The organism is Bradyrhizobium manausense (genome assembly GCF_001440035.1).
Taxonomy (GTDB): Bacteria; Pseudomonadota; Alphaproteobacteria; order Rhizobiales; family Xanthobacteraceae; genus Bradyrhizobium; species Bradyrhizobium manausense.
On the sequence record NZ_LJYG01000094.1, the window covers coordinates 37,667 to 59,259 of the forward strand.

Genomic DNA, 21,593 nt, shown 5'->3' on the forward strand with positions numbered 1-21,593 from the left:
TGTTCTACCGTCCCTCCGCAAGCCCCGCGAGCGTCATCGCTGCTCTGAGTTCATGCACCGTCGCCGTTCCCGCGCCGGCAGCCCGGAACGCCAGAGGGGCCGGATTCAGCGGAAGCCGCGTCACGTTGGCCGGGCCGCGCGGCGGCTCGTATATCATCGCCTGGCTTGCGCCGAATGGCATCCGGTCGAGCTGCCGAATGGCGCTGCGCATCTCGCGGAGTCCGGCATTCAGAGGCATGGCAAGGGGCGGCTGATCGGACCAGACGCCGAGCGCGCGGGCCGCATCCGGCAACCCGGCTCCAGTCTGCCAGGGATGACCGACGGGCTGCGCCGTATCCTTCAGAATCTGGAACAGCCGTTCGACCCGGTGGGCATCCTTGGCGATGAAGGTGCCCTTGAAGTCGGCGTGGTCGGCGAGGATCAAGGCTGCAAGCGCGGCAACGTGAGCCGCTGCGAGCGAGGTGCCGTCGCAGACGGCGTAGCCGCCCGGCGACTGGCAGGCAATGACTGCAACACCGGGCGAGCACAGGTCGAGTTCGGGCCCGCGGCAGGAAAACGGCGGTACGAACAACCCCCCCGCCGCCGCAGTGGCAGCTGCGGCCTGCGCCGCCTGCGGACTGTCTTCCGGGAAGCTTCCCATCCGTCCGACAGCACCGACTGCCATGACATGCGGGGAACAGGCCGGAAACAGTACGCCCGCTCCGGAGTTGCCGGCAGCGGCGATGATGCTGACGCCTTGCTGCTTGGCCATGGCAATGCGCTGCTCGACCAGCACGGAGCCGCGCTCACAACCGACTCCGACGAACGCCACGTCGATACTGTTTTGCAGGCAGTAATCGAGCGCCGCGATCAGGTCGCTGCAGCGGGCATCAGTTGGAAGCTTGTAAACATGCAGCTCGCTGTCCGGGGCATAGCCACGGATACCGTGATCTGCCTGTGCAGCCGCACGGATGATGCCCGCGCAAGGCGTGCCGTGGCCAGTGACGTCATTCGACCACGAGCGTTCGTCGCCACCCTTGGCATCGATACCGTGATTGATGTCAGCCAATTGCTTGTGGCTGGTCGCCACGCCGCCGTCGATGAGAGCGACCTTGACGTCAGCGCCGCGGCATTGGTTCGGAATCTGATCGAAGCGCATCGCTTCGCCGCCCCAATCCAGCCCGCCAGGTAGTTGCAACGGTTTCAGGGTGAGGGTATTCACCGCATCGGCCTCGATATTGGGCTGCTGTTGCCACACGCCCCAATGGCCGGAGCGCGGGCTCACGAATACGGCGGCGATCGTTTCCGGCACTTCGTCCTGCAGCGTCAGAACGACGCTGCCATCCCCATCCGTTCGTCCCTGCACTGACGCCTGCTCGCCGACGAGCTGCACAACTGCTTGTTCGACCGGCGCACCTGCTTCGCCGAGGACCCGGATGGTCACCTTCAAGTCCGGCCCGAGTGCGGTCATCGTCGTGGCCGCCGGGATGAAAGAGGAGGCCGGGCGGACAAAGGATGCAGCTCTCAGATGGCTGTCCGGCTCGATGATCAGGCTGCCGGCCGTGGAGCGGCGCAAGGCGGCGGCGGCTTCCTCAGGCATGCGCACGATCGCAATTGGCGGACCACTGACGCCGCGCTGGTCATGGGTCCACAGGATGTTGCCGAACTGGTTGAGTTGTTCGGCCAGCGTTTGAGCGCTGACACCGGGGCCCGCTGGGGCGATCATGTATTGAGTGCTGCGCACTGCTTTACGTCGATTGTCGCTTGAGGTCGGTCGCGCATCATCTGGGCTTATTGCCATGGCGTCGCCTCCTTCGATTTCAGTGGATGGAAGATTGCGTGCGATCCATCGAAGCCTGTCGCAGCACCGGAAGGCGGGGATCGGCTGCGCGGGCGGCTTCGATCGCGCGATAGGCGAAATAGATCAGGTTGAAGGCCTGTGCAAAATCCCGCTCGGTAAACTTATTGGCTGCCTGGGTGACGACCGAGACGCAGTTTTCGAGGCCCGCATGCTGTGCCGCGTTGGCCTCCAGATAGGCAGAGAGCGAACGTAATGATTCTGCGATCATGTCCCCGATCATGCTTTCCGCGGCCTGATGATCGAGCACCGGGTTCGGCATCGGGAAGCTGCCGGGCACGGTTCGGAACGGCTGCTCGAACCCTTGAGACTGCAGGCGCAGGAGCAGCGGCATCAAATTGCTGAGCAGGCCCACGAGCTGCTGAATGTCTGAGGAGTGGCGCTGTGACGATGCAGCGGAGGGATTGGAATCCGACATGAGGGTTCTCCTTCGAGGATGCGCTGCGCGACCGCCGCTTTTGGCGGCGGTCGCGCCTTACTGCGCAGTCAGATCATCCGCTGCTGGCCGTAGGCCTGAAGGTTACCGATGACCTGCGGAATGACGCCAATCAGCTGGCGGGTGATGTCGGCGACATCCTGCTGCGTCAGTTGCCGCTGCTGGCCAAAGCTGGTCTGAGCACCGCCGAATGCCGCCTGGAACTGCGGTGCGCCGAACTGGGTGCCCCACATCTGCGTGGGCTGAGTTTGCGTTGGATAGCCGAGGCCAAATTGACCGAGGCCTCCGAATTGCCCCTGACCGGGACCGCCATGCATGGCCGAATGCTGCATTTGGGGCTGGCTTTGCAGCATTCCCACGATCTGCGGCACGATGGGCAGGATCTGCCGCACGACCTCGCTCACATCTTGCGGACTTAGCTGCCGCGGCGCCTGGCCGTAGGCCGCATAGCCTATGCTGGCGAACGGGTTCTGAGCTTGCGCGAGAATCTGAGGCAGCGCCGGTATCAATTGCCGCACGACCTCACTCACGTCCTGCTGCGACAGCTGGCGCTGTTGTCCGCCCCATTGCTGGCCCCAGCCCGTTTGCCCGCCCCAGCCGGGGCCATATCCAAACGCGCCAAAGGTCGGCTGACCGCCGAACTGACCATGTTGCTGTCCATAGGCCGCCTGGCCCAATCCAAGGCCGCCGCCTCCATATTGCTGGCCGCCTTGCGATGCTCCCAAGCCCCATTGTTGCGGCCCGAATTGTCCGAATGGCGAACCATGCGCGAGGTTCTGTTGCAGGGTATCGTAATAGGTCATCGCTTGCCTCCTTGCGATGGTTGGTGCCCTCAGCCCAAAACCCTTCCAAAAATCCTTCCCTTCCAAAAATCCTTCCAAGAATCCTGCGAAGGCCGGTCGCAGACGCGACCTCTTCGCCGGCAATAGCGATCCGTCGCGCCGGTGCGACGGCGCTGGACCTTCGAGTTCAAATGTCTGGTACGGATGTCTCAGCCGCAAGCAATGTCGCCCGCATGGAAGGCGCGAGTTGCGTCCCCCACTAAGTGACAAGCCGACGGTAGGAAATTTTAGAGCGGCAAAATGAAGCCGTCGAGAGATGTGGAGCGGATTTTCCTCACCGGCATGGTGGCCGACGATGTATCGCTTATGTCTTACGTCCGCTCATACGCTAGGCAATTACGCTGGTGTCTCCCCGGTACTGTAATGAGCAGAGACGCGAAAAACGTACTCACGCCAAAATAGTTTCGCGAAAGCGCGGCGATATTTTGGCAGCAATCAAACTCCGCAAAAATTTCAAGCCGGGATTTTCGTCAGTACTCTTTGCCTGGTCAACGAGCCTTCCGATGTGCATCGGCATCAACTTCAGCGACTGCAGCGATGACGATTCAACGCGCTTTAGTACGCGAGGTTGAGCAAGGCGCCGACGCGCTCGAAGGTGGCGGGATGGCTGCGCAGCAAGCGTGCCGGATCATTCACAAATGCGGACGTGCGACTTGGCGCAGAGCCAGTGTGATGGCGCTCGAGCTTGTCGAGCGCGGCGATGAGCGCTCGCGAGTCGCCGGTGAGCTCGAGCGCCGTTGCATCCGCATCCATTTCACGCACGCGCGACAGCGCAAGTCCGAGCAGCTGGCCGAGAGCCGGGGCTGCGCTCAGCAGCGTCGCCAATGGCTGGCTTGATGTCATGCCAGTGAGATGATGGCTGCTTCGCAGCCGCGCGAGACCGGCGAGCGAGGTCCACTCGATCGCGCGTCGCAACGCCGTCGCCCAGCCCATCGTCCAGGCGTCATTGTTGCGGATATGAGCGACTTCGTGGGCCAATATCCCGGCAACTTCGTCGCGCGTCATGCCGCGCAGCAGGCCTTCGGTCAGCACGATGGCGCTGCGTTCCGGTCCACCAAGCGCATAGGCATTCATGTCGCGCGGTGCCGGCAGGCAATAGAGATCCGGCAATCGCACGAGGCCGGCCCGGCTGCAAACCCTTGTCAGAATGGCGAACAGGTCCGGCACCTCGGCGTGGGACAGCAGGTGGGCGCCGAACCAGCGATACATGTTCTCGCGCGAGATGATCGTTTCGTCGGGACGGGGCGTGCTTCCCATGAGCGCCCGCTGCATTCCCTCGGCCCCACCGACGATCCAGCCGCACACGGCGAGCAGCAACGTCATTGAAAGGATCGCCAATTGGGATGATTGATGGTTCGCAGCCTGATGGGCGTGCCGCCGATGCCGCAACCGCCACTGGTCTTTCGGGCTCAGCTCGATCCTGCATCGCAGGAAGATGCCCGGCTCTCCCGACAGCCAATGCATTTCCACGCTGACGGTAGGGCCGCACCGCAAAACGCGCAGCATCTCTCGCGGTGCATGTCGCACCAAAGCGAACGAAATGCCCGGTGTGAAGCCGACAACGACATCATGGCCGTGCCGATCACCACGCAACGCTATCGGGCTTACGCCAGCGTTAATCACCGTTGTCCCCCTTGTACACTGTCCCCTTGTGCACGCTCAAAGCGATAGAATATGGGTCTCACAGTGCGCCGTCATGCCAGTTTCATGCCGAAGTCCCGGTATCCACAAGGTCCGCCCCGGTGAAAGCGTCACAGGAACCGGGGCCCCTGTTCAAGATAAACGATGGTTTGGTCATGCGCTTCGGATGCTACTGCGGCGGCGGTCGCCGCTGATGACGGCATAGGCCGGTCACGAGCCCGGGCCATCCCCCTGTCCAGCGATTTGTGAGCGCGCGCACCGGCAAGCTCGGCAACGAACAAAAGGATGCCAGACAGGATGATGAGGACGGGCGGATGTATGAGTAAACGCCCTAGAACGTCACCCGCATCCCCGCATAGAACGCGCGCGGCCTTGCCGGGCTCAGCGAGCGCGGGTCGGTGAAGGGGTTGCCGCCGTTCGTGAAGTTCGGGAGCGCGCCGGTGTCGAAGAACTGGCCGTAGGTCGCGTATCTGACGTCGAAGACATTGTCGACCTTGCCGTAGAGCTGGACGTTCTTGGTGGCCTGGTAGGAGGTGTGCAGGTTGAACACCCTGTAGGACGGCAGCTTCGCATATTGGTTGGATTCGTCGCCGACGAGGTATTGGCTGGAGACAAACAGTGCGTTGCTGCCGACTTTCCACTCGTCGGTGATGGCGTAATCGACGCCGAGCTTGACGCGGTGGCGCGGGATCGCGGGGATCTGGTTGCCTGGCAAGACCTGGATATGGCCCTCCGCATCGGCGAACGGGCTGTTGGAGCCGAGCGTCAATGGGTCGAGGAAGCGGGCATCGATGAAGGTGTAGCTCGCCTGGAACTGAAGCGCCTGCGACTTGATGTCGACCTCGGCCTCCAGCCCCTGCCGCCGTGTCCGGCCGACATTGCTGAAATAGCCGAAGCCGGTTCGATCAGGGACGGGGACGGCCAGGATGTCGTCATAGTTGGTGGCGCGGAAGCCGCCGATCTTCCAGCCGAGCGTGCCGATGTTCAGCTCCCTGGTGCCGCGCAAGCCCGCTTCGACCGTCTTGGACACGACCTGCTTCAACGGCGGGTCGGAGACCAGAAACGCTGCGATCAGACAGGGATTGTGCGGATCGGCGCAGCCGAGCTCGAGCGGCGTCGGCACGCGGTTGGCCTCGGAATAGCCGGCATAGGCGGTCAGCTCCGACGTGATCTTGTAGGTGCCGCCGATCACCGGATTGAATCTCGTGTAGGTGGTGTCGCCGTTGAGCGCTGTGCCGAGCTGGTCCTCCAGCGAGATGCGCGCCACGTTGAAGCGGGCGCCCCCTGTGATCGCGAAGGCATCCGTGACGTTGAACGTATCGGTCGCATAGAGGCCGTTATATTGATTGACCGTCCGCAGCGAGACGGGACCGGCAAGCCCGGTCGCGATCGTGCCTGATGGCCCGAGGAAGACGCCGCTGCCAGTCACGACATAGTTCTCTCCGATCGAGCCGATCTCCGCCATGGCATCGTAGCGCGTGGTGCTGGCATCGTAGCTGGTGCCGATCACGAAGCGGTTCTCGTGCCCGAACAATTGATCGGTGTTGGTGGCCTGCCCCGAGACGCCGAAGCTGGTCGAGCGGATCGAGCTGCGGTCGATCTCGCCGAGGATCGTGCCCGGCGCGAAGGGATTGCCAAGCTGCATGCCGCTGGTGCCGTTGGCGGGCGTCGCACCGTCGCCGAAACACAGCAGCGTCGCGTCCGCCGTGCACTCGCCGACATTGGTGGGATTGCCGTCGACGATCTTCTGCTCGTACCGGCGTACGTGCGCGGTGCCTTCCAGCGTCCAAGTCGGCGTCGCGTCGGCCTTGGCCGTCAGGTTGAGATAGCCGACGCGGTTGGAAGTGGTCTGCGGTGTGGTGTAGGTCGCGCCCCAGTAATTGTTGAGCAGCTCGGCTGGAACGGTGGCATTGGCGCCGAAATCGTTCTTGGCGGCTCCGATATTGACGTGGAATTCGCTGTCGCCCTTGATGTAGCCGACATCGCCATAGAAGCGCCGCACGTCCGATTGGGAGAAGTTGCGGAAGCCGTTGTCGTGCAGGCCTTCAAGCGCGGCGTAGACGCCGTAGACCTGGTCGACCTGCTTGCCCCATTGTGCCGAGCCCTGGATGCGGCCGAACGAGCCGCCCATCACATCGAGCTCTGCGCCTTGATAGGTGAAGCCGTCCTTCATTTGCAGATTGATCGCGCCCCCGAGCGCGTTGAGGCCGAAGGCGGGATTGTTGGTCACCAGCGTCGCCGACCTGATCGCTGCGGTCGGGATCAGGTCCCAGTTGACGGCGTCCGAGAACGCTTCATTGATGCGCACGCCGTTCTGGTACACGGCGAGGCCTTGCGGCGTGCCCGTCACGGGCGAGGCGATAAAGCCGCGAAACTCGACATTGGGCTGGAACGGGTTGCCCGTGACCTCGCTGATGCTGACGCCCGCGATGTTGTCGCGCAGCGCATCCGTGACGTTGAGCGAGCCGGTGCGCTTGATCTGGCCCGCGTCAACCGCGTTGATCGCCGACGGAACCTTGTCGACCTCGAGACCCCTGCCGGTGCCGGGCGCTGTCGGATAGACGTAGATCCTGCCACTACTCCTTGGCTTGCCTGCGTTCGCAGCTGTCCGCGAGACGCGGCGCGGCGGCGCGCGACGCGCGACCGGCTGCGGCGCCACCACCTCGACCGCCGGCAGATTCTGGACGTTGGTCTCCTCGTCCTGCGCGGCGCGCGCGTCCGTCGCGAGAACGAATCCCGACATCAGACCTGATGAGACCGAGGCCACCAAGAGACCTCGCGTGTGTCCAGCCCAGCGCATTCCCATCGTTCCACCCGTAACCACCGGCTGTTTTCATTTCGCCTGATGGTTTGAGACGAGTGTAATCGGCGGCACCTGATGCACTAGCCACAAAAGGTCGTAGGCTATCCGCACCCGCTTTCCCGATGGAATCGGGAATTATTCCCGATCGGGAATTTTCCCGCTTGAACCGGGCGCGATCAGGCCGCCGCGGTTGGAACCAATGCTTCCACAGTGACGCCACCCTCGCCTGAGGCCACGTTGAGCGTGCCGCCGAGCGCCAGAATGCGCTCGCGCATGCCGACAAGGCCGAAGCCGAGCTTCTGGCCAGGCTCCATGCCGCGGCCGTTGTCGCTGACCCGCACACGCGCGCAGCAGCGACCATCGCGGCCCGGCTGCTCCGCGGGCTCGATCACCACGACGATCGCAGTCGCGCCGGCGTGGCGGAACGCGTTTGTGAGCGCCTCCTGCACGACGCGATAGATGGTGAGGTCGGCCGTCTCGCCGGTGGCGCCGAGCGCGGGTGAGATCGTGGTTTCGATGGTGACGTCGGGATGCGATTCCCGCAACAGCCGCGACAGCGATTCCAGCGCCTTGCCGAGGCCCAGCTCGGCAAGACCGACCGGCCGCAACCGCTCCAGAACGCGGCGCGTGAACTGCTGCAGCGCGTTGATCTGCTCCAGCAGTGCGCCGCCGTGCTTTCGCACGGCATCCGCGCTGGGCGCGCGTCCGTCGGCCAGCTTCGCCAGCGCACTGGCATGGGCGCGCAGCGAGAACAGATACGGCCCGAACTCGTCATGCAGCTCCCGCGCGATCTCCTTGCGCTCGACGTCCTGGAGCGACACCGCGCGCTCGGCAAGGCGCCGCTTGTCCTCGACCGCCTCGCCGAGTGTCGCCGCCAGATGATTGAGCCTGGTGCAGATCGCAGCCAACTCAGGCGCGCCACCGGGCTCAACGCGTGCACCGTAGTCGCCGCCCTCGAGCTCGCCCATGGTCTGCGCCAGGGACTGGAGCGGCGCAAGCGCCCGGCCGACAACTGTCATCATCACCAGGAACAGCACCAGCGCGATCACTGAGCCGACCTCGAGCTGGGTGACGATGGCGTCCCAGATCTCGGCGATCTCGTCATTGGGATGCGAGGTGATCACCAGCGAGCCGGGCTTGCCATGAACCGTAACAGGCACGCTGACGGCGGTTTGCTCGGGATGAACCAGGCTGACGAACCAGGCCGGCGGCCCCGACGAATCGTCATCCGCATCGGTCCGCGGTGGTGTCAGCGGGTTACCGCCGGCATCGCGAAGCGCGATGCTGACATGACGCAGACGGTTCAGATCGTGCGCGATCCGGTTCAGCCTCGCATCGGGATCCGGCGCCTCGTCGAGATCGGCAACGATCATCTCGATGAATTCGCGCGCCAGCCGGATCACGCTCTGGTCCTCGGCCTGCACGCGCGGCCCCGCTTCCGCGACCTGGCGGGCGATGTTGACCGCGAGCCCGAGGGCAAGCAGCAGCGCCAGCAGAAGGTTGATGCGCCCGCGCAAGGAAAGATTTTGCCACATTGCTTTCGCCCGTACCCGCTGCGGATCGCTCGCGTCTGCCCAATAGCGTTGACAGGGGCGAAGCGCCCGATATCTAATCGGAAGCGTACAGCAATCCCGGCCGGGTTGCATGGGCCGACAAGCTTCTCGTTCGGCATCATGCGGCGCGAAATCGCGAAACTCACGCGAAACCGACGAGTCCGGTGCTGTCGCGGGGAACGCCTATGCGCATTCTGATCGTCGACGATCATCCCATTGTCGCCTCCGGCTGCCGCGCCGTGCTGGCCGACGAAGGCGAGATCGAGATCCTGGAGGCCGCCGACGCCGAGGATGGCGAGAGCGTCTTCATCGTCGAGCGCCCCGACCTCTGCATCATCGACATCAATTTGCCGACCGTCTCCGGCTTCGAGCTGGCGCGCCGCATCCTCGCCCACGCGCCGGATGCCCGCATCATCATGTTCAGCATGAACGACGACCCCGCCTTCGCCGCGCGCGCGATCGAATGCGGCGCCAGGGGCTACGTCTCCAAGACCGGCGATCCCGATGATCTTGTCGAGGCGATCCGCGCCGTCGGCGCTGGCGGAACTTACTTGCCGAGTGCGATCGCGCGCAGCATCGCCTTCGCGGGGCCCGCACTGGCGCAGAGCCCACTGTCGAAGCTGAACGCGCGCGAGATGGAGATCTTGCGGCTGCTCAGCGCCGGAAAAAGCCTGTCGGAAATCGCCTGGCTGGTGCAATCGTCCTACAAGACGGTCGCCAACACCTCCTCGATCATGCGCCAGAAGCTGGGGGTGAAGACCTCGGTCGAGCTGGTACGGCTGGCGATCGACAGCGGCGTCGCCTGAACGCGCCACAAACTTTGGTCACACACGCATTGCATTCTCGATGTGGCGAGATGCCACGGAGCTATCAGGCATGACGATCCAGACTGTCTCGACCAACAAGTCCCATGGCGGCGTGCAGGGCGTGTATCGCCATGCAAGTATGGCGACCGGAACCGATATGGTGTTCTCGGTCTATGTTCCCCCGCATGCCGAAGGCGCCAAGCTGCCCGTGGTCTGGTATCTCTCCGGCCTCACCTGCACCCATGCCAACGTCACCGAGAAGGGCGAATTCCGCAAAGCCTGCGCCGAGCTCGGCCTGATCTTCGTCGCTCCTGATACCTCGCCGCGCGGCCCCGACGTGCCAGGCGATCCGAACAGTGCCTATGATTTCGGCCTGGGCGCCGGCTTCTATGTCGATGCGACGGAGGCACCGTTCACGCGCAATTATCGGATGTGGAGCTATGTCACCGACGAATTGCCGAAGCTCGTGGCGGGACATTTTCCCGTCGATGCCAAGCGGCAATCGATCATGGGCCATTCCATGGGCGGCCACGGCGCGCTGACGGTAGCGCTGCGCAATCCGCACCGCTACCGCGCCGCCAGCGCCTTCGCCCCGATCGTGGCGCCATCACAGGTGCCGTGGGGTATCAAGGCGCTGAGCTTCTATCTCGGTCCGAACAAGGAGGCATGGCGCAGCCATGACACCGTGGCGCTGATCGAGGACGGCGCAAAGTTTTCCGGCTTCCTGGTCGATGTCGGCGAGGCCGACAATTTCCTGAAGGAGCAGCTCAAGCCCGAGCTGCTGCAGGCCGCCTGCACCAAGGCCAACATCCCGCTGACGCTGCGGCGGCAGCCGGGCTACGACCACAGCTATTATTTCATCTCGACCTTCATGAGCGACCATCTGCATTGGCATGCGGAGCGGCTGAAGGGGTGAGGTCTTTTCTTCTCCCCCTTGTGATGAGGGATATATCTCCGCAACCGCAGTCTCGTAGGATGGGCAAAGCGACTTGTCCGCCGTAGCTCGAAGAGCGAAGGCGGAAGCCTGCCCACGATTTGTCTCGAATCACTGAGCGATCGTGGGCACGGCGCAGGTGCGCCTTTGCCCACCCTACGATCCCCTGCTTGCTGAGAGAATATCCCACTAGGGCCTTCCGTAATTCGGCGCGAGCAGGCGGTTGCGGATCAGATAGCTCATCGTGCGCGTCCAGGATTCATCGGTGTTGCCGCGCATGTCGGCGCTGGCGGCCGTGATCATGTTGCCGGTCTTCACGTCACGCAGGTAAACGTTGAGATTGATGATCAGGTTCGAGACCTTCTGCACCATGCCTGTGATCTCGAGGTCCGCGCCCAGCTGTCCGGCAAGCTTGAGGTCGCAGCCGCCGCAGGCCTGCAGATTGCTGTGACGGGCCGCATCCCTGACCGGCGCGATATCGAGCACCTGGAACTTGCCTGACTCTGCCAGCGCCTTGCGAAGCTGCTCGCTGATGCGATCGAGCCGCGCCTCTTCCGGCTTGGAGCCGTAGAACTCGCCGGGCAGGCTGGTGTCGATCAGCTCGAAATCGAACACGGCAAGTTTTGGCGGATCGGCTTCTGCCTGCGAAACCATCAGCAGCAAAGCTGCAAAACATATCAGCGCTCGCATGATCGTGATTCCGACCCTCGTGTCGCGACGACCAAATGCGGGGTTGCAAGCCCGGCCAAATCGGTCATGCTCGAACAGAAACAATTCTCCACCGGCGGTCAAGCCGGGGAGGAGGTTGCGGAGGAAGCATGATCCGATGGTTGCTCGGCCCGATCGGCCTGTGTCTGGCAGCGGCGCAAGCGCTGGCGGCCGACCCCGTGACTATCGGCGTCGGTTATCTCGGTTTAGCGGGCACCAGATCGACGCTGTCGCTGGTCGAGCAGCCGGCCGAGAATGACGGCGTCGCCGGCGCCAAGCTCGCGATCGAGGACAACAACACGACCGGAAAATTCCTCGGCCAGCGCTTCGCGCTGGAGGAGCACCGCATCAGGGAGGGCGAAGATCCGGTCCAGGCTGCGACCGCGCTGGCCGAGCACAACGGTTTCATTGTCGCCGCCCTGCCGGCCGATGCGCTTCTGAAAGTGGCCGACGCCTTGCGCGATCGCGGCACGCTGCTGTTCAACGCCGGCGCCATCGACGAGCGGCTGCGCGAGGCCGATTGCCGCGCCAATGTGATCCACACCGCGCCGACACGGTCGATGCTGGCGGATGCGCTCGGCCAATATCTGGTGTGGAAGAAATGGTCGCGCTGGCTGCTCGTGGTCGGCTCGCATGACGAGGACAAGCTCTACGCCGATGCGCTGCGGCGCGCAGCCGCACGCTTCGGCGCCAAGATCGTGCAGGAGCGCACTTTTGAAGACACCGGCGGCGCACGGCGCACGGATTCCGGCGTCACGCTGATCCAGCGGCAGATGCCGGTGTTCACGCAACAGGCACCTGCCTATGACGTGCTTGTCGCCGCTGACGAAAGCGAGGTGTTCGCCGCCTATCTGCCCTACCGTACCTGGGATCCCCGTCCCGTCGCCGGCTCGGCCGGCCTCGTGCCGCGCAGCTGGGATGCGGCGCAGGACCAATGGGGCGCGACGCAGATGCAGAACCGCTTCATCAAGCTGAACGCGCGCCGCATGACCGCGCTCGACATGCAGGCCTGGACGGCGGTGCGCATGATTGGCGAAGCGACCTCGCGGACCAATTCCGGCGAGGTCAAGAAGGTCACCGACTTCATCAAGGGACCGAATTTCGAGGTCGCCGCGTTCAAGGGCACAAGGCTGACGCTGCGCGACTGGAATCTGCAGCTGCGGCAGCCGATCCTGCTGGTCGACGGCCGCATGGTGGTGTCGGTGTCGCCGCAGGAAGGGTTTCTGCACCAGGTCTCCGAGCTCGACACGCTCGGCTACGATCGCCCGGAGAGCAAATGCAAGCTGAAATGAGGATGCGGATGTTGCGTGCGGGATTGCTGTCCGGACTGGTGCTGGCGGCAGCGCCCGCGCATGGCTTCATCGCCTATGTCTCGAACGAGAAAAGCAACACGGTCTCCGTCATCGACACCGACGGCTGGACCGTCACAAAAACCATCAAGGTCGGCCAGCGGCCGCGCGGCATCGAGTTCACGCGCGACGGCAAGTTCGTGATGGTCGCGGTCGGCGACGACGACAGTATCCAGCTGATCGACGCCAGGACGCAAGCCGTGGTGGACACCCTGCCCTCCGGCCCCGACCCTGAATTGTTCACCCAGGATGCCGCCGGCAAGACGCTCTATGTCGCCAACGAGAACGACAACACGGTGACCGTGATCGACCTCGAGAAGCGCGCCCGCCTCGGCGATATCCAGGTCGGCGTCGAGCCCGAGGGCATGACCGTCAGCCCTGATGGCAAGACCCTGATCAACACATCCGAGACGACCAACATGGCGCATTTCATCGACACGGCCTCGCGCCAGATCGTCGCCAACGTGCTGGTGGATGCGCGGCCGCGCTTTGCCTGTTACAAGCACGACGCGTCCGAATTATGGGTGTCCTCCGAGATCGGTGGTACCGTCTCGATCGTCGATCCCGGGAAGCACGAGGTGATCGGCAAGGTGACCTTCGAAATTCCCGGCCTGCGGAAGGAGGCAATCCAGCCCGTTGGCATCGGCATGACCAAGGATGATAAAACAGCGTTCGTCGCGCTCGGGCCCGCCAACCGCGTCGCCGTGGTCGACACCGCCACGCACAAAGTTACAAAATATCTCCTGGTCGGCCAGCGCGTCTGGCACATGGCCTTCACGCCGGACGAAAAATATTTGCTCACCACCAACGGCGTCTCGAACGACGTCTCCGTCATCGACGTCGCCGCGCAAAAGGTGATCAAGACCATTCAGGTGGGCGAACTGCCCTGGGGCATCACGATGGCGCCAGGGATCGCGCCATGACCAGCCCCGCTCCTGTTCCCGAACCGCGCCAGACGCCACGGCCAGATCCCGCCGCGGTGCCGGCGCTGTCGATCGACGGTGTCAGTCATGCCTACGGCCAGCGCCGGGCGCTGACGGACGTCTCCTTCAACGTACAGCCGGCGAGCTTCACCGCCCTGCTCGGGCTCAACGGCGCCGGCAAGAGTACGCTGTTCTCGCTGATCACGCGGCTGTTCGGCATTCAGACCGGCCGCATCGGCATCTTCGGCCATGACATCAGCAAAAGCCCCGGCGAGGCGCTGCGCCTGCTCGGCGTCGTGTTCCAGCCGCGCACGCTCGATCTCGACCTGTCGCTGACGCAGAACCTGCTCTATCACGCGGCGCTTCACGGCATCATCAGGCGCGAGGCGGCGGCGCGCAGCGCCGAGCTGCTCGCGCGCATTGGCCTCAGCGAGCGTGCCGGCAGCAAGGTGCGCGATCTCTCGGGCGGCCAGATGCGGCGGCTGGAGATCGCCCGCGCGCTGCTGCACCGGCCGCGCCTGCTGCTGCTGGACGAGCCGACCGTCGGATTGGATGTCAAGGCGCGGGCCGACATCATCAGCCATGTTCGTCAGCTCGTGACCGAGCAAGGCATCGGCGTGCTCTGGGCCACGCATCTGTTCGACGAGATCATGCCCGGTGACGATCTCGTCGTGCTGCACCAGGGCAAGGTGCTGGCGCAGGGGCCGATGAACCGCGTCGTCACCGAGGCCGGCGCGCAGGACGTCAACACCGCCTTCATGCGCCTGACCGGCGCGCAAGTGATGCCGGGAGGCGGCGCATGAGCAGCATCACCACGCGCGAGGCGCCGCGCGGCTTCTCGTTACAGGAGTACATGACCTGCCTCACCGGCATTGTCTGGCGCGAGGGCCTGCGCTTCCTGCATCAGCGCGAGCGTTTCGTCTCGGCCTTGGTGCGGCCGCTGGTATGGCTGTTCATCTTTGCGGCCGGCTTCCGCCAGGTGCTCGGCATCTCCATCATCCCGCCCTACGAGACCTACATCCTCTACGAGGTCTTCATCGCGCCCGGGCTGATGGCGATGATCCAGCTGTTCAACGGCATGCAGTCCTCGCTCTCGATGGTCTATGACCGCGAGATGGGAAATATGCGCACGCTGCTGGTGAGCCCGTTGCCGCGCGGCTTCCTGTTGTTCTGCAAGCTGCTCGCGGGCACGGCGGTGTCGCTGCTCCAGGTCTATGCGTTCCTGATCATCGCCTGGTTCTGGGATATCACCCCGCCTCCGATCGGTTACCTCACCGTGCTGCCGGCGCTGATCCTGTCAGGGCTGATGCTGGGCTCGCTGGGTATGCTGATCTCCTCCGGCATCAAGCAGCTCGAGAACTTTGCCGGCGTGATGAACTTCGTCATCTTCCCGATGTTCTTTGCTTCATCCGCGCTCTACCCGCTCTGGCGGGTGCGGGAGGGCAGCCCCTATCTTTACTATATCTGCCAGGCCAACCCGTTCACCCATGCGGTGGAGCTGATACGTTTTGCGCTGTATGGGCAGATCAACTGGATCTCGCTCGCCGTGGTCGGAGCTTGCACAATCGTCTTCATGACGGCAGCGATTTTCGCCTATGATCCCTCGCGCGGGCTGGCGCGGCGCGGGCCTGCGGGAGGCGAAGGATGATGGTTCGAGCCCTTGCCTTGGCGGCCCTTGCGTTCACGGTCTCCACAGCGGCGCGCGCTGCCGATCCGCGCTATCCCAACTGGCCATGTGCGCAAGCCAAGGTTCCGGAGATTTCGCTGGCCGCGGTCTGGGCCGGTCCGGAGCTGGGTGACGCCGAGAGCAAGTGGAAGGACGACAGCAAGATCAGCGCGCTGGTCGCCAGGCTTGCGGCGCGCAAGACGCCGCTGGACGAGGCCGAGAAGTCGGTGAAGGAGTTCCTGGCCGGCTCCGCCGACAAGACCGCGAACGCAAAGCTGCTGTTCGCCGGCCTGTTCGACACGCTCAACGCCCAGCGATCCCAGGTCATGAGCGGGCTTGAACGCGTCAGCCGCAAACAGCGCGAGGCCGCCGACAAGATCCGCGCGGAGACCATCCAGCTCCAGGCACTCCAGGACGCAACGCCCCGCGACGACGCCAAGGTCGACGCCATGAGCAACCAGCTGATCTGGGAGACCCGCATTTTCGAGGACCGCCGCAAGGTGGTGCGCTTCGTCTGCGAGGTTCCGACCGCGATCGATCAGCGTCTGTTCGCGCTCGGCCGGGTGATCCAGCAGGAAATGGAATAGCGCGAGCCTTATAACGTCAATCCTGCTGGCTTTCATAAAGTTCCCGCGATATCAGTGCGATCCTTAATGTTCGCCGCGCTATCTGCCGGAACCAAATCGATCTAGGATGGCTTGTCCCGTGAATCAAACGCCGGGAGGCCTCGATGGGAACAGCAAAATTCATTTTCGCAGGCGCTGCGGCCATCACCGTGCTCGCATCAAGTGCCTTTGCTGACGACAAGACCGGAATGGTCACCAGCATCAACAGGCTCAACAATACGATCTCGATCCAGGAGATGCAGAAGGGCACGGTCGGCGGCAGTGCCGGCGGCGCGGGCGCGCTTCAACAGTACAAGGCCAAGGATGCCGCCATGCTGGATGCCGTCCATGCCGGCGACAGGGTGACATTCACCGCGACCGACGCCGACGGGGCGGGCACGCTGACGAAGTTGCAGAAGCAGTAGGGCGACGCTCTACCCACATCGTCATTGCGAGCGCAGCGAAGCAATCCAGAGTCCCTCCGCGGAAAGATTCTGGATTGCTTCGCTGCGCTCGCAATGACGGCGGAGAGCCGGGCCCTATTGCTCCGGCCGCGGCTCCGGCTGCGCCTCCTCCGTCGGTAGCTTGGCGTGCTCCCAGCCGTCGGTGCCGTCAGGATACCAGGCAACGTTGGCATAGCCGTAGGCCAGCGCGCGCTTGGCGGCGTTCCAGGACATCCAGCAATCGGCGAGGCAATAGATCACCAGCAACGCGGCCTTGTCGCCGTGCGAGGCCTGCGCAAGGCCACGCTGGAAATAATCATCCATCGCAGGCGGCAGCGCGCCGTAGCCGGTGTCGGGCAGCCAGATGCTGCCCGGGATATTTTTCCGCGGCGTATCGCGCCACACCGTGCCCGCGGGAAGGCTCTTCGGCTTCGGTGCACGCGGCAGCACATCGACGAAAGCACCGCTCTTCGCCCGCCAGATCGTCTCGGCATCCGCCGTCGTCAGCACGCGCGCGCCTTCCAGCGTCGCCGGCACCGGCGCGCGGTAATTGTCGGTGCGATAGCCCTCCGGCTCGAACGGCTCCTGCTGCCGGGCCTGACCTTGCTGCGCCGACACCTGCTGCGCCGACACTTGCTGCACCAACACTTGCGCCACCAGCGCGGCGGCGACGAGCGCAGCGGCAAGGGGCCATCTCATGGCGTCTTCTTGGCCGCCTCCACGCCGAGCGGCCTGTCATTCTCGTCGAGCAGAGGCACTCCGAAGTCGAGCAGGATCTTGTTGATCTCGCCCTGGTTCTCCTGGATCAGCTTGTTGAGCTGCCGCTTCCAGTTCTGATCCGCGGCGCGCACGCCCATGCCGATGCGATAGACCAGTTTTGGCCCTGAGCTTTCCTTCACCAGCGGCGTCACGTGCAGCGAGCCGGCCTTCTTGGCGTAGTACCCCGCCATCGGCCCCCACAGCACGCCGGCATCGATCTTCCCCGAGGTGAGATCGTCGACCATGGCCTGCGCCGAATTGTCGTAGCGTGTGTCGATCATCAACGGATAGGGCTTGGCGTCGCTCATCAGCCCGGCAATCGCCATGTTGGTCGCCGGCGGCGTCCCGGCGATGATACCGACATGCTTGCCCTTCAGCCTGGGATCTTCGAGCGTGTCGACATCCTCGAGCCCGCTGCCCTCTTTCGCAACCAGCGCATAGGTGGTGCGGTAATAGGGATTGGTGCCCTGCACGATGTCGTCGCCCTGCGGGAAGCCCATGATGACGTCGCAACGATGCGCACCCAGCGTCATGCGCACGAAGCCTGTGGCTTGCGGGAAGAAGACGTAGTCGAGCTTCTTGCCGAGCTTGTCGGCGAACAGCTCGGCGAGCTTGTTCTCGATGCCCTCGCCCTTCTCGTTGGAGAACGGCATGTTGCGCGGATCGGCACAAACCCGCAGCACCTTGGGATCGACCAGCTCGAACGAGAGATCGCCACCATCGCTCGTCTGCGCGCGGGCAACGCCGCCGATCGCACAAGATGCCGCCATCACGCACAGTGAAACCAACCAGCGACGATGTCGTCCGGCCTCCATCGCGCTTCCTCCTCATTTCCCTCGAATGCTATCCATGCAAGGCAGGACGCACCCTCTTTTGTTTGCCAACTTGGTGCTGGCTTGTTGTGTTGCAGTGCAATGAGGCCAATCCTGAACTGAGGCGGAAAAGTGTCGCAGCTCGTTTCAAAGATCGCAGCCCTGTCTCTGCTTGGACTCGCGACGCTAGCACGCACTGGGGCAGCCGAATTGCCTGTAAGCGAAGTCGCGACCGGAATCTTCGTGCACTCCGGGACCATCGCCCTGATGACCCGTGAGAACGAAGGCGATATCGCCAATGTCGGCTTCATTGTCGGCGAGGACGCGGTGGCCGTGATCGACACCGGCGGCAGCCTGCGCGAAGGCGAGGCGCTGCTCGCGGCGGTACGGGCCCACACCAGGAAGCCGATCCGCTATGTCATCAATACCCACGGCCATCCCGACCATGTGTTCGGCAACGCCGCCTTTCTCACTGAGGGAACCAGCTTCGTCGGCCACAGCAAGCTGCCGCAGGCGCTGGCGAGGCGCGGCCCCTATTATCTCGACAATTTCAGGCGCATCATGGGCGGGGAGCTGATCGATCCCGTGAAGATCGTGCCGCCGACCGTGCTGGTGAAGGACACGATGACGCTCGATCTCGGATCGCGCCTGATAACCTTGCGGGCGTGGCCAGCCGCGCACAGCGACAACGATCTGACCGTGTTCGACGAAACCACGAAGACGTTGTTCGCCGGCGACCTCGTCTTTCTCCGCCACATCCCGGTGATGGACGGCAGCCTTCGTGGCTGGCTTGCCTTGCTGAAGCAGTTGGAGGCCATTTCGGCGGTGCGCGTCATTCCCGGTCACGGCCCTGTGAGCGATTGGCCTGCCGCCCTGTCAGACGAGCGGCGTTATCTCACGACGCTGCTGTCGGACGTCCGTACCTCGAACAAGAAGGGCGAGCCGATCCGGACCGCGGCCGAGAAGGCCGCCGCGACGGAGCGGTCGCATTGGGAACTGTTCGACGATTACAACGCCCGCAACGCAACCGCAGCATTTTCTGAAATTGAATGGGAGTAGTGGGCGCGCTACCTTCGCCCTGATATTCGCGCCGTCCGCATAGGACCTTGATCATGATGGGATGCATACGCCGCCTGCCGCTGATCGCCGCGCTGCTCGGCATCGCCTTTGCGCTGCCTGCAAGCGCCGACGAGGCTTACGATCCCTGGCCCGGCCTGGTGCAGGATATCTTCAACAACCGTCCGATCAACGACGGCGCCGAGGTCATCGCCATCGAGATGCCCTATCGCGCCGAGGATGCGGCGATCGTGCCGGTGACTTTGCGCAGCAAGCTGTCGCCCGCTGACAGCCGCCGCATCCGCTCGATCACGCTGGTGATCGACCGCAACCCGGCGCCGATGGCCGCGAAGTTTGAGCTTGGCGCAGATGCCAATGTCAGCGAAATCTCCACGCGCGTGCGCGTCAACAACTACACCGATGTGCATGCGGTCGCCGAACTCAGCGACGGCCAGCTCTACGTCTCCAAGACCTATGTGAAGGCCTCAGGCGGCTGCTCGGCGCCGGCGGGGAAAAACGCGGAGGAAGCCCAGAACCACCTCGGCCAGATGCGCTACCGGCAATTCGCGCGCGAGGACCTGCCTGCGAGCCGCATCCGTGAGGCCCAGATCATGATCGGCCATCCCAACAATTCCGGCCTGCAGATGGATCAGGTCACCCAGCTCTATATCCCCGCTTTCTTCATCAACCAGCTGAAGCTGACGCAGGATGGCAGCCCGGTGCTGTCGATGGAAGGCGGCATCTCGATCTCGGAAGATCCCAATCTGCGCTTCACCTATGTCTCCAACGGCGCCAAGCGATTCCGCGCGGAGGCCAGGGACACGGACGGACACGTGTTCCGGAATGAGTGGGACGTGGAGAAGTCCGGGACGTAAGTCGTCAAGCCGTCATTCCGGGGCGATGCGAAGCATCGAACTATGGTGCGCAATTGCGCACCTGAGAATCTCGAGATTCCGGGTTCGGTCCTTCGGACCGCCCCGGAATGACAGGGCTAAATCAGAAGCACCTCACCTCGGCCTCGGCCTGCGCCCTGCGCAAATCATTCACGGCCGCATTCGCCTGCTCGGAGGTCCGGAACTGGGTACCGAGATTGCCGCGAACCTGGGACATGCTGAGCGCGGTCTCTGCAGTGACATAGCGTTCATAGGGGACGATCGAGGCGACCACGTCGATCGAGCAGGAGCATTGCTCGATCGCCTGCCGCGTCTCGCCATTGGCTTTCATGCAGCCATAGACATATTCCGCGCGCGCCGAGGTGGGATAATCATTGGCCTCCTCGGCTCGCACCGCATAACCGGTCGCCGCGAGCATAGCTATAGCGGCGACAACAGGTCGTAACTGTCCCGCAAAGTTCATGAGCATCCTCCCGGCTGGTTGCGATGGAAGCTATGCTATGCCTATTGTCCTGAGAAGCACTCTATCCGAGGAAATGGCTCACAAGGTGATGAGAGTTCTGGCACGAACAATAGTGCTGGCGATGATGCTGGCGCTGGGCACGGCGGCCCACGCCGCTGATATCATCCGCCTTGCGGTGCAGAAGACCGGAACGTTCTCCTGGGAACTGGCGACGATCCGCGCGGCCGGGCTCGACAAGGAGGCCGACCTGTCGCTTGAGGTCACCGAGCTTGCGAGCCCCGAGGCCGGCAAGATTGCGATGCGTGCCGGCAATGCCGACATCATGCTGTCGGATTGGCTCTGGGTGTCGCGCGAGCGCGCGCTCGGCGCCAAGCTGACCTTCTATCCCTATTCCAGTGCGCTCGGCGCCGTGATGGTGCCCGCATCCTCGCCGATCAAGACGCTGGCCGATCTGAGGGGACGCAAACTCGGCGTCGGCGGCGGCCCGATCGACAAGAGCTGGCTGCTGCTGCAGGCGCGGATGAAGCAGGACGGCATCGACCTCAAGTCGGATGCGGCCATCGTCTATGGCGCGCCGCCCCTGGTCGCCGCCAAGGCGCTCGACGGCGAGATGGATGCGAGCGTGAATTTCTGGAATTTCTGCGCCCAGCTCGAGGCAAAAGGTTTCCGCCGCCTCGCCGGCATCGAGGACATCCTGCCGAACCTCGGCGCCAAGGGCGCGGTCTCTGCGGTCGGCTATGTGTTCGATGAGGGCTGGGCCGCCAGCCATCGCGACGCCGTGGCGCGCTTCCTCGCCATGACCCGCAAGGCCAAGCAGCTTCTGGTCACCTCCGATGCGGCCTGGGACAAGATCGCCCCGCTCACCGGCGCGAGCGATCCGGCCATGCTGAAAACCTATCGCGACCGCTATCGCGACGGCATTCCGCGCCGGAGCATCAGTGACGAGGAGGCGGATGCGCGCGTGCTTTATCGCGTGCTGGCCGAGATCGGCGGCCGTGACCTGGTCGGGCCGGCGGCCGAGCTCGATCCCGGCACGTTCTACCACGCCGTCCCCGGAGACTGAG

21 protein-coding genes are annotated in these 21,593 nt (G+C 63.9%); 11 read left to right on the forward strand and 10 right to left on the reverse strand.

Going from position 1 to position 21,593, the window contains the following annotated elements:
• Positions 1 to 4: 4 nt before the first annotated feature.
• The 6 genes from AOQ71_RS21815 to AOQ71_RS21840 form a co-directional block, all read right to left on the reverse strand.
• Complete coding sequence (locus AOQ71_RS21815; RefSeq protein ID WP_162268394.1) at positions 5 to 1,579, reverse strand: S8 family serine peptidase; 1,575 nt, start codon at positions 1,577 to 1,579, stop codon at positions 5 to 7.
• Positions 1,580 to 1,799: 220 nt separating this feature from the next.
• On the reverse strand, positions 1,800 to 2,255 hold the full coding sequence (locus AOQ71_RS21820; protein ID WP_057750803.1) for a hypothetical protein: 456 nt from the start codon (positions 2,253 to 2,255) through the stop codon (positions 1,800 to 1,802).
• Between the two features lie 68 nt (positions 2,256 to 2,323).
• Positions 2,324 to 3,076 (reverse strand): hypothetical protein, encoded by a 753-nt coding sequence (locus AOQ71_RS21825; protein WP_057750806.1) that lies wholly within the window; start codon positions 3,074 to 3,076, stop codon positions 2,324 to 2,326.
• A gap of 594 nt (positions 3,077 to 3,670) precedes the next feature.
• Entirely contained in the window at positions 3,671 to 4,438 is a 768-nt protein-coding gene (locus AOQ71_RS21830; RefSeq protein ID WP_057750809.1) for a M48 family metalloprotease, read from the reverse strand.
• 649 nt (positions 4,439 to 5,087) lie between these two features.
• The gene (locus AOQ71_RS21835) at positions 5,088 to 7,556 is read right to left on the reverse strand and encodes a TonB-dependent receptor (protein ID WP_430648641.1); all 2,469 of its coding nucleotides are present in this window, start codon (positions 7,554 to 7,556) and stop codon (positions 5,088 to 5,090) included.
• 179 nt (positions 7,557 to 7,735) lie between these two features.
• Positions 7,736 to 9,094 carry a histidine kinase gene (locus AOQ71_RS21840; protein WP_057750815.1) on the reverse strand — a complete coding sequence of 453 codons (1,359 nt, stop codon included), beginning with the start codon at positions 9,092 to 9,094 and terminating at the stop codon, positions 7,736 to 7,738.
• A 203-nt stretch (positions 9,095 to 9,297) separates the two neighbouring features.
• Between AOQ71_RS21840 and AOQ71_RS21845 the strand changes: the two genes are divergently transcribed.
• Both AOQ71_RS21845 and fghA read left to right on the forward strand, forming a co-directional pair.
• Positions 9,298 to 9,918 carry a response regulator gene (locus AOQ71_RS21845; protein WP_057750818.1) on the forward strand — a complete coding sequence of 207 codons (621 nt, stop codon included), beginning with the start codon at positions 9,298 to 9,300 and terminating at the stop codon, positions 9,916 to 9,918.
• Positions 9,919 to 9,988: 70 nt separating this feature from the next.
• A complete protein-coding gene (gene fghA, locus AOQ71_RS21850; RefSeq protein ID WP_057750822.1) occupies positions 9,989 to 10,834 on the forward strand; it encodes an S-formylglutathione hydrolase in 846 nt (281 codons plus the stop codon).
• Positions 10,835 to 11,041: 207 nt separating this feature from the next.
• Here the strand turns inward: fghA and AOQ71_RS21855 are convergent, their stop codons facing one another.
• Positions 11,042 to 11,542 (reverse strand): DUF3280 domain-containing protein, encoded by a 501-nt coding sequence (locus AOQ71_RS21855; protein WP_057750825.1) that lies wholly within the window; start codon positions 11,540 to 11,542, stop codon positions 11,042 to 11,044.
• A gap of 128 nt (positions 11,543 to 11,670) precedes the next feature.
• Between AOQ71_RS21855 and AOQ71_RS21860 the strand changes: the two genes are divergently transcribed.
• The 6 genes from AOQ71_RS21860 (at position 11,671) to AOQ71_RS21885 (ending at position 16,528) form a co-directional block, all read left to right on the forward strand.
• A complete protein-coding gene (locus AOQ71_RS21860; protein ID WP_057750828.1) occupies positions 11,671 to 12,852 on the forward strand; it encodes an ABC transporter substrate-binding protein in 1,182 nt (393 codons plus the stop codon).
• Positions 12,837 to 13,832, forward strand: coding sequence for a YVTN family beta-propeller repeat protein (locus tag AOQ71_RS21865; RefSeq protein ID WP_057750831.1), 996 nt, complete (start codon positions 12,837 to 12,839; stop codon positions 13,830 to 13,832). The genes AOQ71_RS21860 and AOQ71_RS21865 overlap by 16 nt, the downstream gene beginning before the upstream one ends.
• A complete protein-coding gene (locus AOQ71_RS21870; RefSeq protein ID WP_057750834.1) occupies positions 13,829 to 14,635 on the forward strand; it encodes an ABC transporter ATP-binding protein in 807 nt (268 codons plus the stop codon). The genes AOQ71_RS21865 and AOQ71_RS21870 overlap by 4 nt, the downstream gene beginning before the upstream one ends.
• Positions 14,632 to 15,480 (forward strand): ABC transporter permease, encoded by an 849-nt coding sequence (locus AOQ71_RS21875; protein WP_057750839.1) that lies wholly within the window; start codon positions 14,632 to 14,634, stop codon positions 15,478 to 15,480. The genes AOQ71_RS21870 and AOQ71_RS21875 overlap by 4 nt, the downstream gene beginning before the upstream one ends.
• Complete coding sequence (locus tag AOQ71_RS21880; protein WP_057750842.1) at positions 15,477 to 16,085, forward strand: BAR domain-containing protein; 609 nt, start codon at positions 15,477 to 15,479, stop codon at positions 16,083 to 16,085. The genes AOQ71_RS21875 and AOQ71_RS21880 overlap by 4 nt, the downstream gene beginning before the upstream one ends.
• Positions 16,086 to 16,228: 143 nt before the next feature.
• Positions 16,229 to 16,528, forward strand: a complete 300-nt coding sequence (locus tag AOQ71_RS21885; RefSeq protein ID WP_057750845.1) for a copper-binding protein — start codon at positions 16,229 to 16,231, stop codon at positions 16,526 to 16,528.
• Positions 16,529 to 16,642: 114 nt separating this feature from the next.
• Here AOQ71_RS21885 and AOQ71_RS21890 read toward each other — a convergent pair whose 3' ends face one another.
• Both AOQ71_RS21890 and AOQ71_RS21895 read right to left on the reverse strand, forming a co-directional pair.
• On the reverse strand, positions 16,643 to 17,245 hold the full coding sequence (locus tag AOQ71_RS21890; RefSeq protein ID WP_083514397.1) for a PQQ-dependent catabolism-associated CXXCW motif protein: 603 nt from the start codon (positions 17,243 to 17,245) through the stop codon (positions 16,643 to 16,645).
• A complete protein-coding gene (locus tag AOQ71_RS21895; protein WP_057750848.1) occupies positions 17,242 to 18,120 on the reverse strand; it encodes a substrate-binding domain-containing protein in 879 nt (292 codons plus the stop codon). Before AOQ71_RS21895 ends, AOQ71_RS21890 begins: the two co-directional genes overlap by 4 nt.
• Before the next feature lie 129 nt (positions 18,121 to 18,249).
• On the opposite strand from AOQ71_RS21895, the gene AOQ71_RS21900 reads away from it, so the two are divergent.
• Positions 18,250 to 19,176, forward strand: a complete 927-nt coding sequence (locus tag AOQ71_RS21900; RefSeq protein ID WP_057750851.1) for a quinoprotein relay system zinc metallohydrolase 2 — start codon at positions 18,250 to 18,252, stop codon at positions 19,174 to 19,176.
• Positions 19,177 to 19,229: 53 nt separating this feature from the next.
• Complete coding sequence (locus AOQ71_RS21905; protein WP_057751385.1) at positions 19,230 to 20,048, forward strand: quinoprotein dehydrogenase-associated SoxYZ-like carrier; 819 nt, start codon at positions 19,230 to 19,232, stop codon at positions 20,046 to 20,048.
• A 121-nt stretch (positions 20,049 to 20,169) separates the two neighbouring features.
• Here the strand turns inward: AOQ71_RS21905 and AOQ71_RS21910 are convergent, their stop codons facing one another.
• Positions 20,170 to 20,529, reverse strand: a complete 360-nt coding sequence (locus AOQ71_RS21910; RefSeq protein WP_057751388.1) for a hypothetical protein — start codon at positions 20,527 to 20,529, stop codon at positions 20,170 to 20,172.
• Positions 20,530 to 20,650: 121 nt separating this feature from the next.
• Between AOQ71_RS21910 and AOQ71_RS21915 the strand changes: the two genes are divergently transcribed.
• Positions 20,651 to 21,592 carry an ABC transporter substrate-binding protein gene (locus tag AOQ71_RS21915; protein WP_205668256.1) on the forward strand — a complete coding sequence of 314 codons (942 nt, stop codon included), beginning with the start codon at positions 20,651 to 20,653 and terminating at the stop codon, positions 21,590 to 21,592.
• Position 21,593: the final 1 nt, after the last annotated feature.

What these genes read in the sequence shown, in the direction of transcription:
- AOQ71_RS21815 (WP_162268394.1), bottom strand. Translation starts at nt 1,579, where the DNA reads ATGCCTGAGGAAGCCGCCGCCGCCTTGCGCCGCTCCACGGCCGGCAGC.
- AOQ71_RS21820 (WP_057750803.1), bottom strand. Translation starts at nt 2,255, where the DNA reads ATGTCGGATTCCAATCCCTCCGCTGCATCGTCACAGCGCCACTCCTCA.
- AOQ71_RS21825 (WP_057750806.1), bottom strand. Translation starts at nt 3,076, where the DNA reads ATGACCTATTACGATACCCTGCAACAGAACCTCGCGCATGGTTCGCCA.
- AOQ71_RS21830 (WP_057750809.1), bottom strand. Translation starts at nt 4,438, where the DNA reads ATGACGTTGCTGCTCGCCGTGTGCGGCTGGATCGTCGGTGGGGCCGAG.
- AOQ71_RS21835 (WP_430648641.1), bottom strand. Translation starts at nt 7,556, where the DNA reads ATGCGCTGGGCTGGACACACGCGAGGTCTCTTGGTGGCCTCGGTCTCA.
- AOQ71_RS21840 (WP_057750815.1), bottom strand. Translation starts at nt 9,094, where the DNA reads ATGTGGCAAAATCTTTCCTTGCGCGGGCGCATCAACCTTCTGCTGGCG.
- AOQ71_RS21845 (WP_057750818.1), top strand. Translation starts at nt 9,298, where the DNA reads ATGCGCATTCTGATCGTCGACGATCATCCCATTGTCGCCTCCGGCTGC.
- fghA (WP_057750822.1), top strand. Translation starts at nt 9,989, where the DNA reads ATGACGATCCAGACTGTCTCGACCAACAAGTCCCATGGCGGCGTGCAG.
- AOQ71_RS21855 (WP_057750825.1), bottom strand. Translation starts at nt 11,542, where the DNA reads ATGCGAGCGCTGATATGTTTTGCAGCTTTGCTGCTGATGGTTTCGCAG.
- AOQ71_RS21860 (WP_057750828.1), top strand. Translation starts at nt 11,671, where the DNA reads ATGATCCGATGGTTGCTCGGCCCGATCGGCCTGTGTCTGGCAGCGGCG.
- AOQ71_RS21865 (WP_057750831.1), top strand. Translation starts at nt 12,837, where the DNA reads ATGCAAGCTGAAATGAGGATGCGGATGTTGCGTGCGGGATTGCTGTCC.
- AOQ71_RS21870 (WP_057750834.1), top strand. Translation starts at nt 13,829, where the DNA reads ATGACCAGCCCCGCTCCTGTTCCCGAACCGCGCCAGACGCCACGGCCA.
- AOQ71_RS21875 (WP_057750839.1), top strand. Translation starts at nt 14,632, where the DNA reads ATGAGCAGCATCACCACGCGCGAGGCGCCGCGCGGCTTCTCGTTACAG.
- AOQ71_RS21880 (WP_057750842.1), top strand. Translation starts at nt 15,477, where the DNA reads ATGATGGTTCGAGCCCTTGCCTTGGCGGCCCTTGCGTTCACGGTCTCC.
- AOQ71_RS21885 (WP_057750845.1), top strand. Translation starts at nt 16,229, where the DNA reads ATGGGAACAGCAAAATTCATTTTCGCAGGCGCTGCGGCCATCACCGTG.
- AOQ71_RS21890 (WP_083514397.1), bottom strand. Translation starts at nt 17,245, where the DNA reads ATGAGATGGCCCCTTGCCGCTGCGCTCGTCGCCGCCGCGCTGGTGGCG.
- AOQ71_RS21895 (WP_057750848.1), bottom strand. Translation starts at nt 18,120, where the DNA reads ATGGAGGCCGGACGACATCGTCGCTGGTTGGTTTCACTGTGCGTGATG.
- AOQ71_RS21905 (WP_057751385.1), top strand. Translation starts at nt 19,230, where the DNA reads ATGATGGGATGCATACGCCGCCTGCCGCTGATCGCCGCGCTGCTCGGC.
- AOQ71_RS21910 (WP_057751388.1), bottom strand. Translation starts at nt 20,529, where the DNA reads ATGAACTTTGCGGGACAGTTACGACCTGTTGTCGCCGCTATAGCTATG.
- AOQ71_RS21915 (WP_205668256.1), top strand. Translation starts at nt 20,651, where the DNA reads ATGATGCTGGCGCTGGGCACGGCGGCCCACGCCGCTGATATCATCCGC.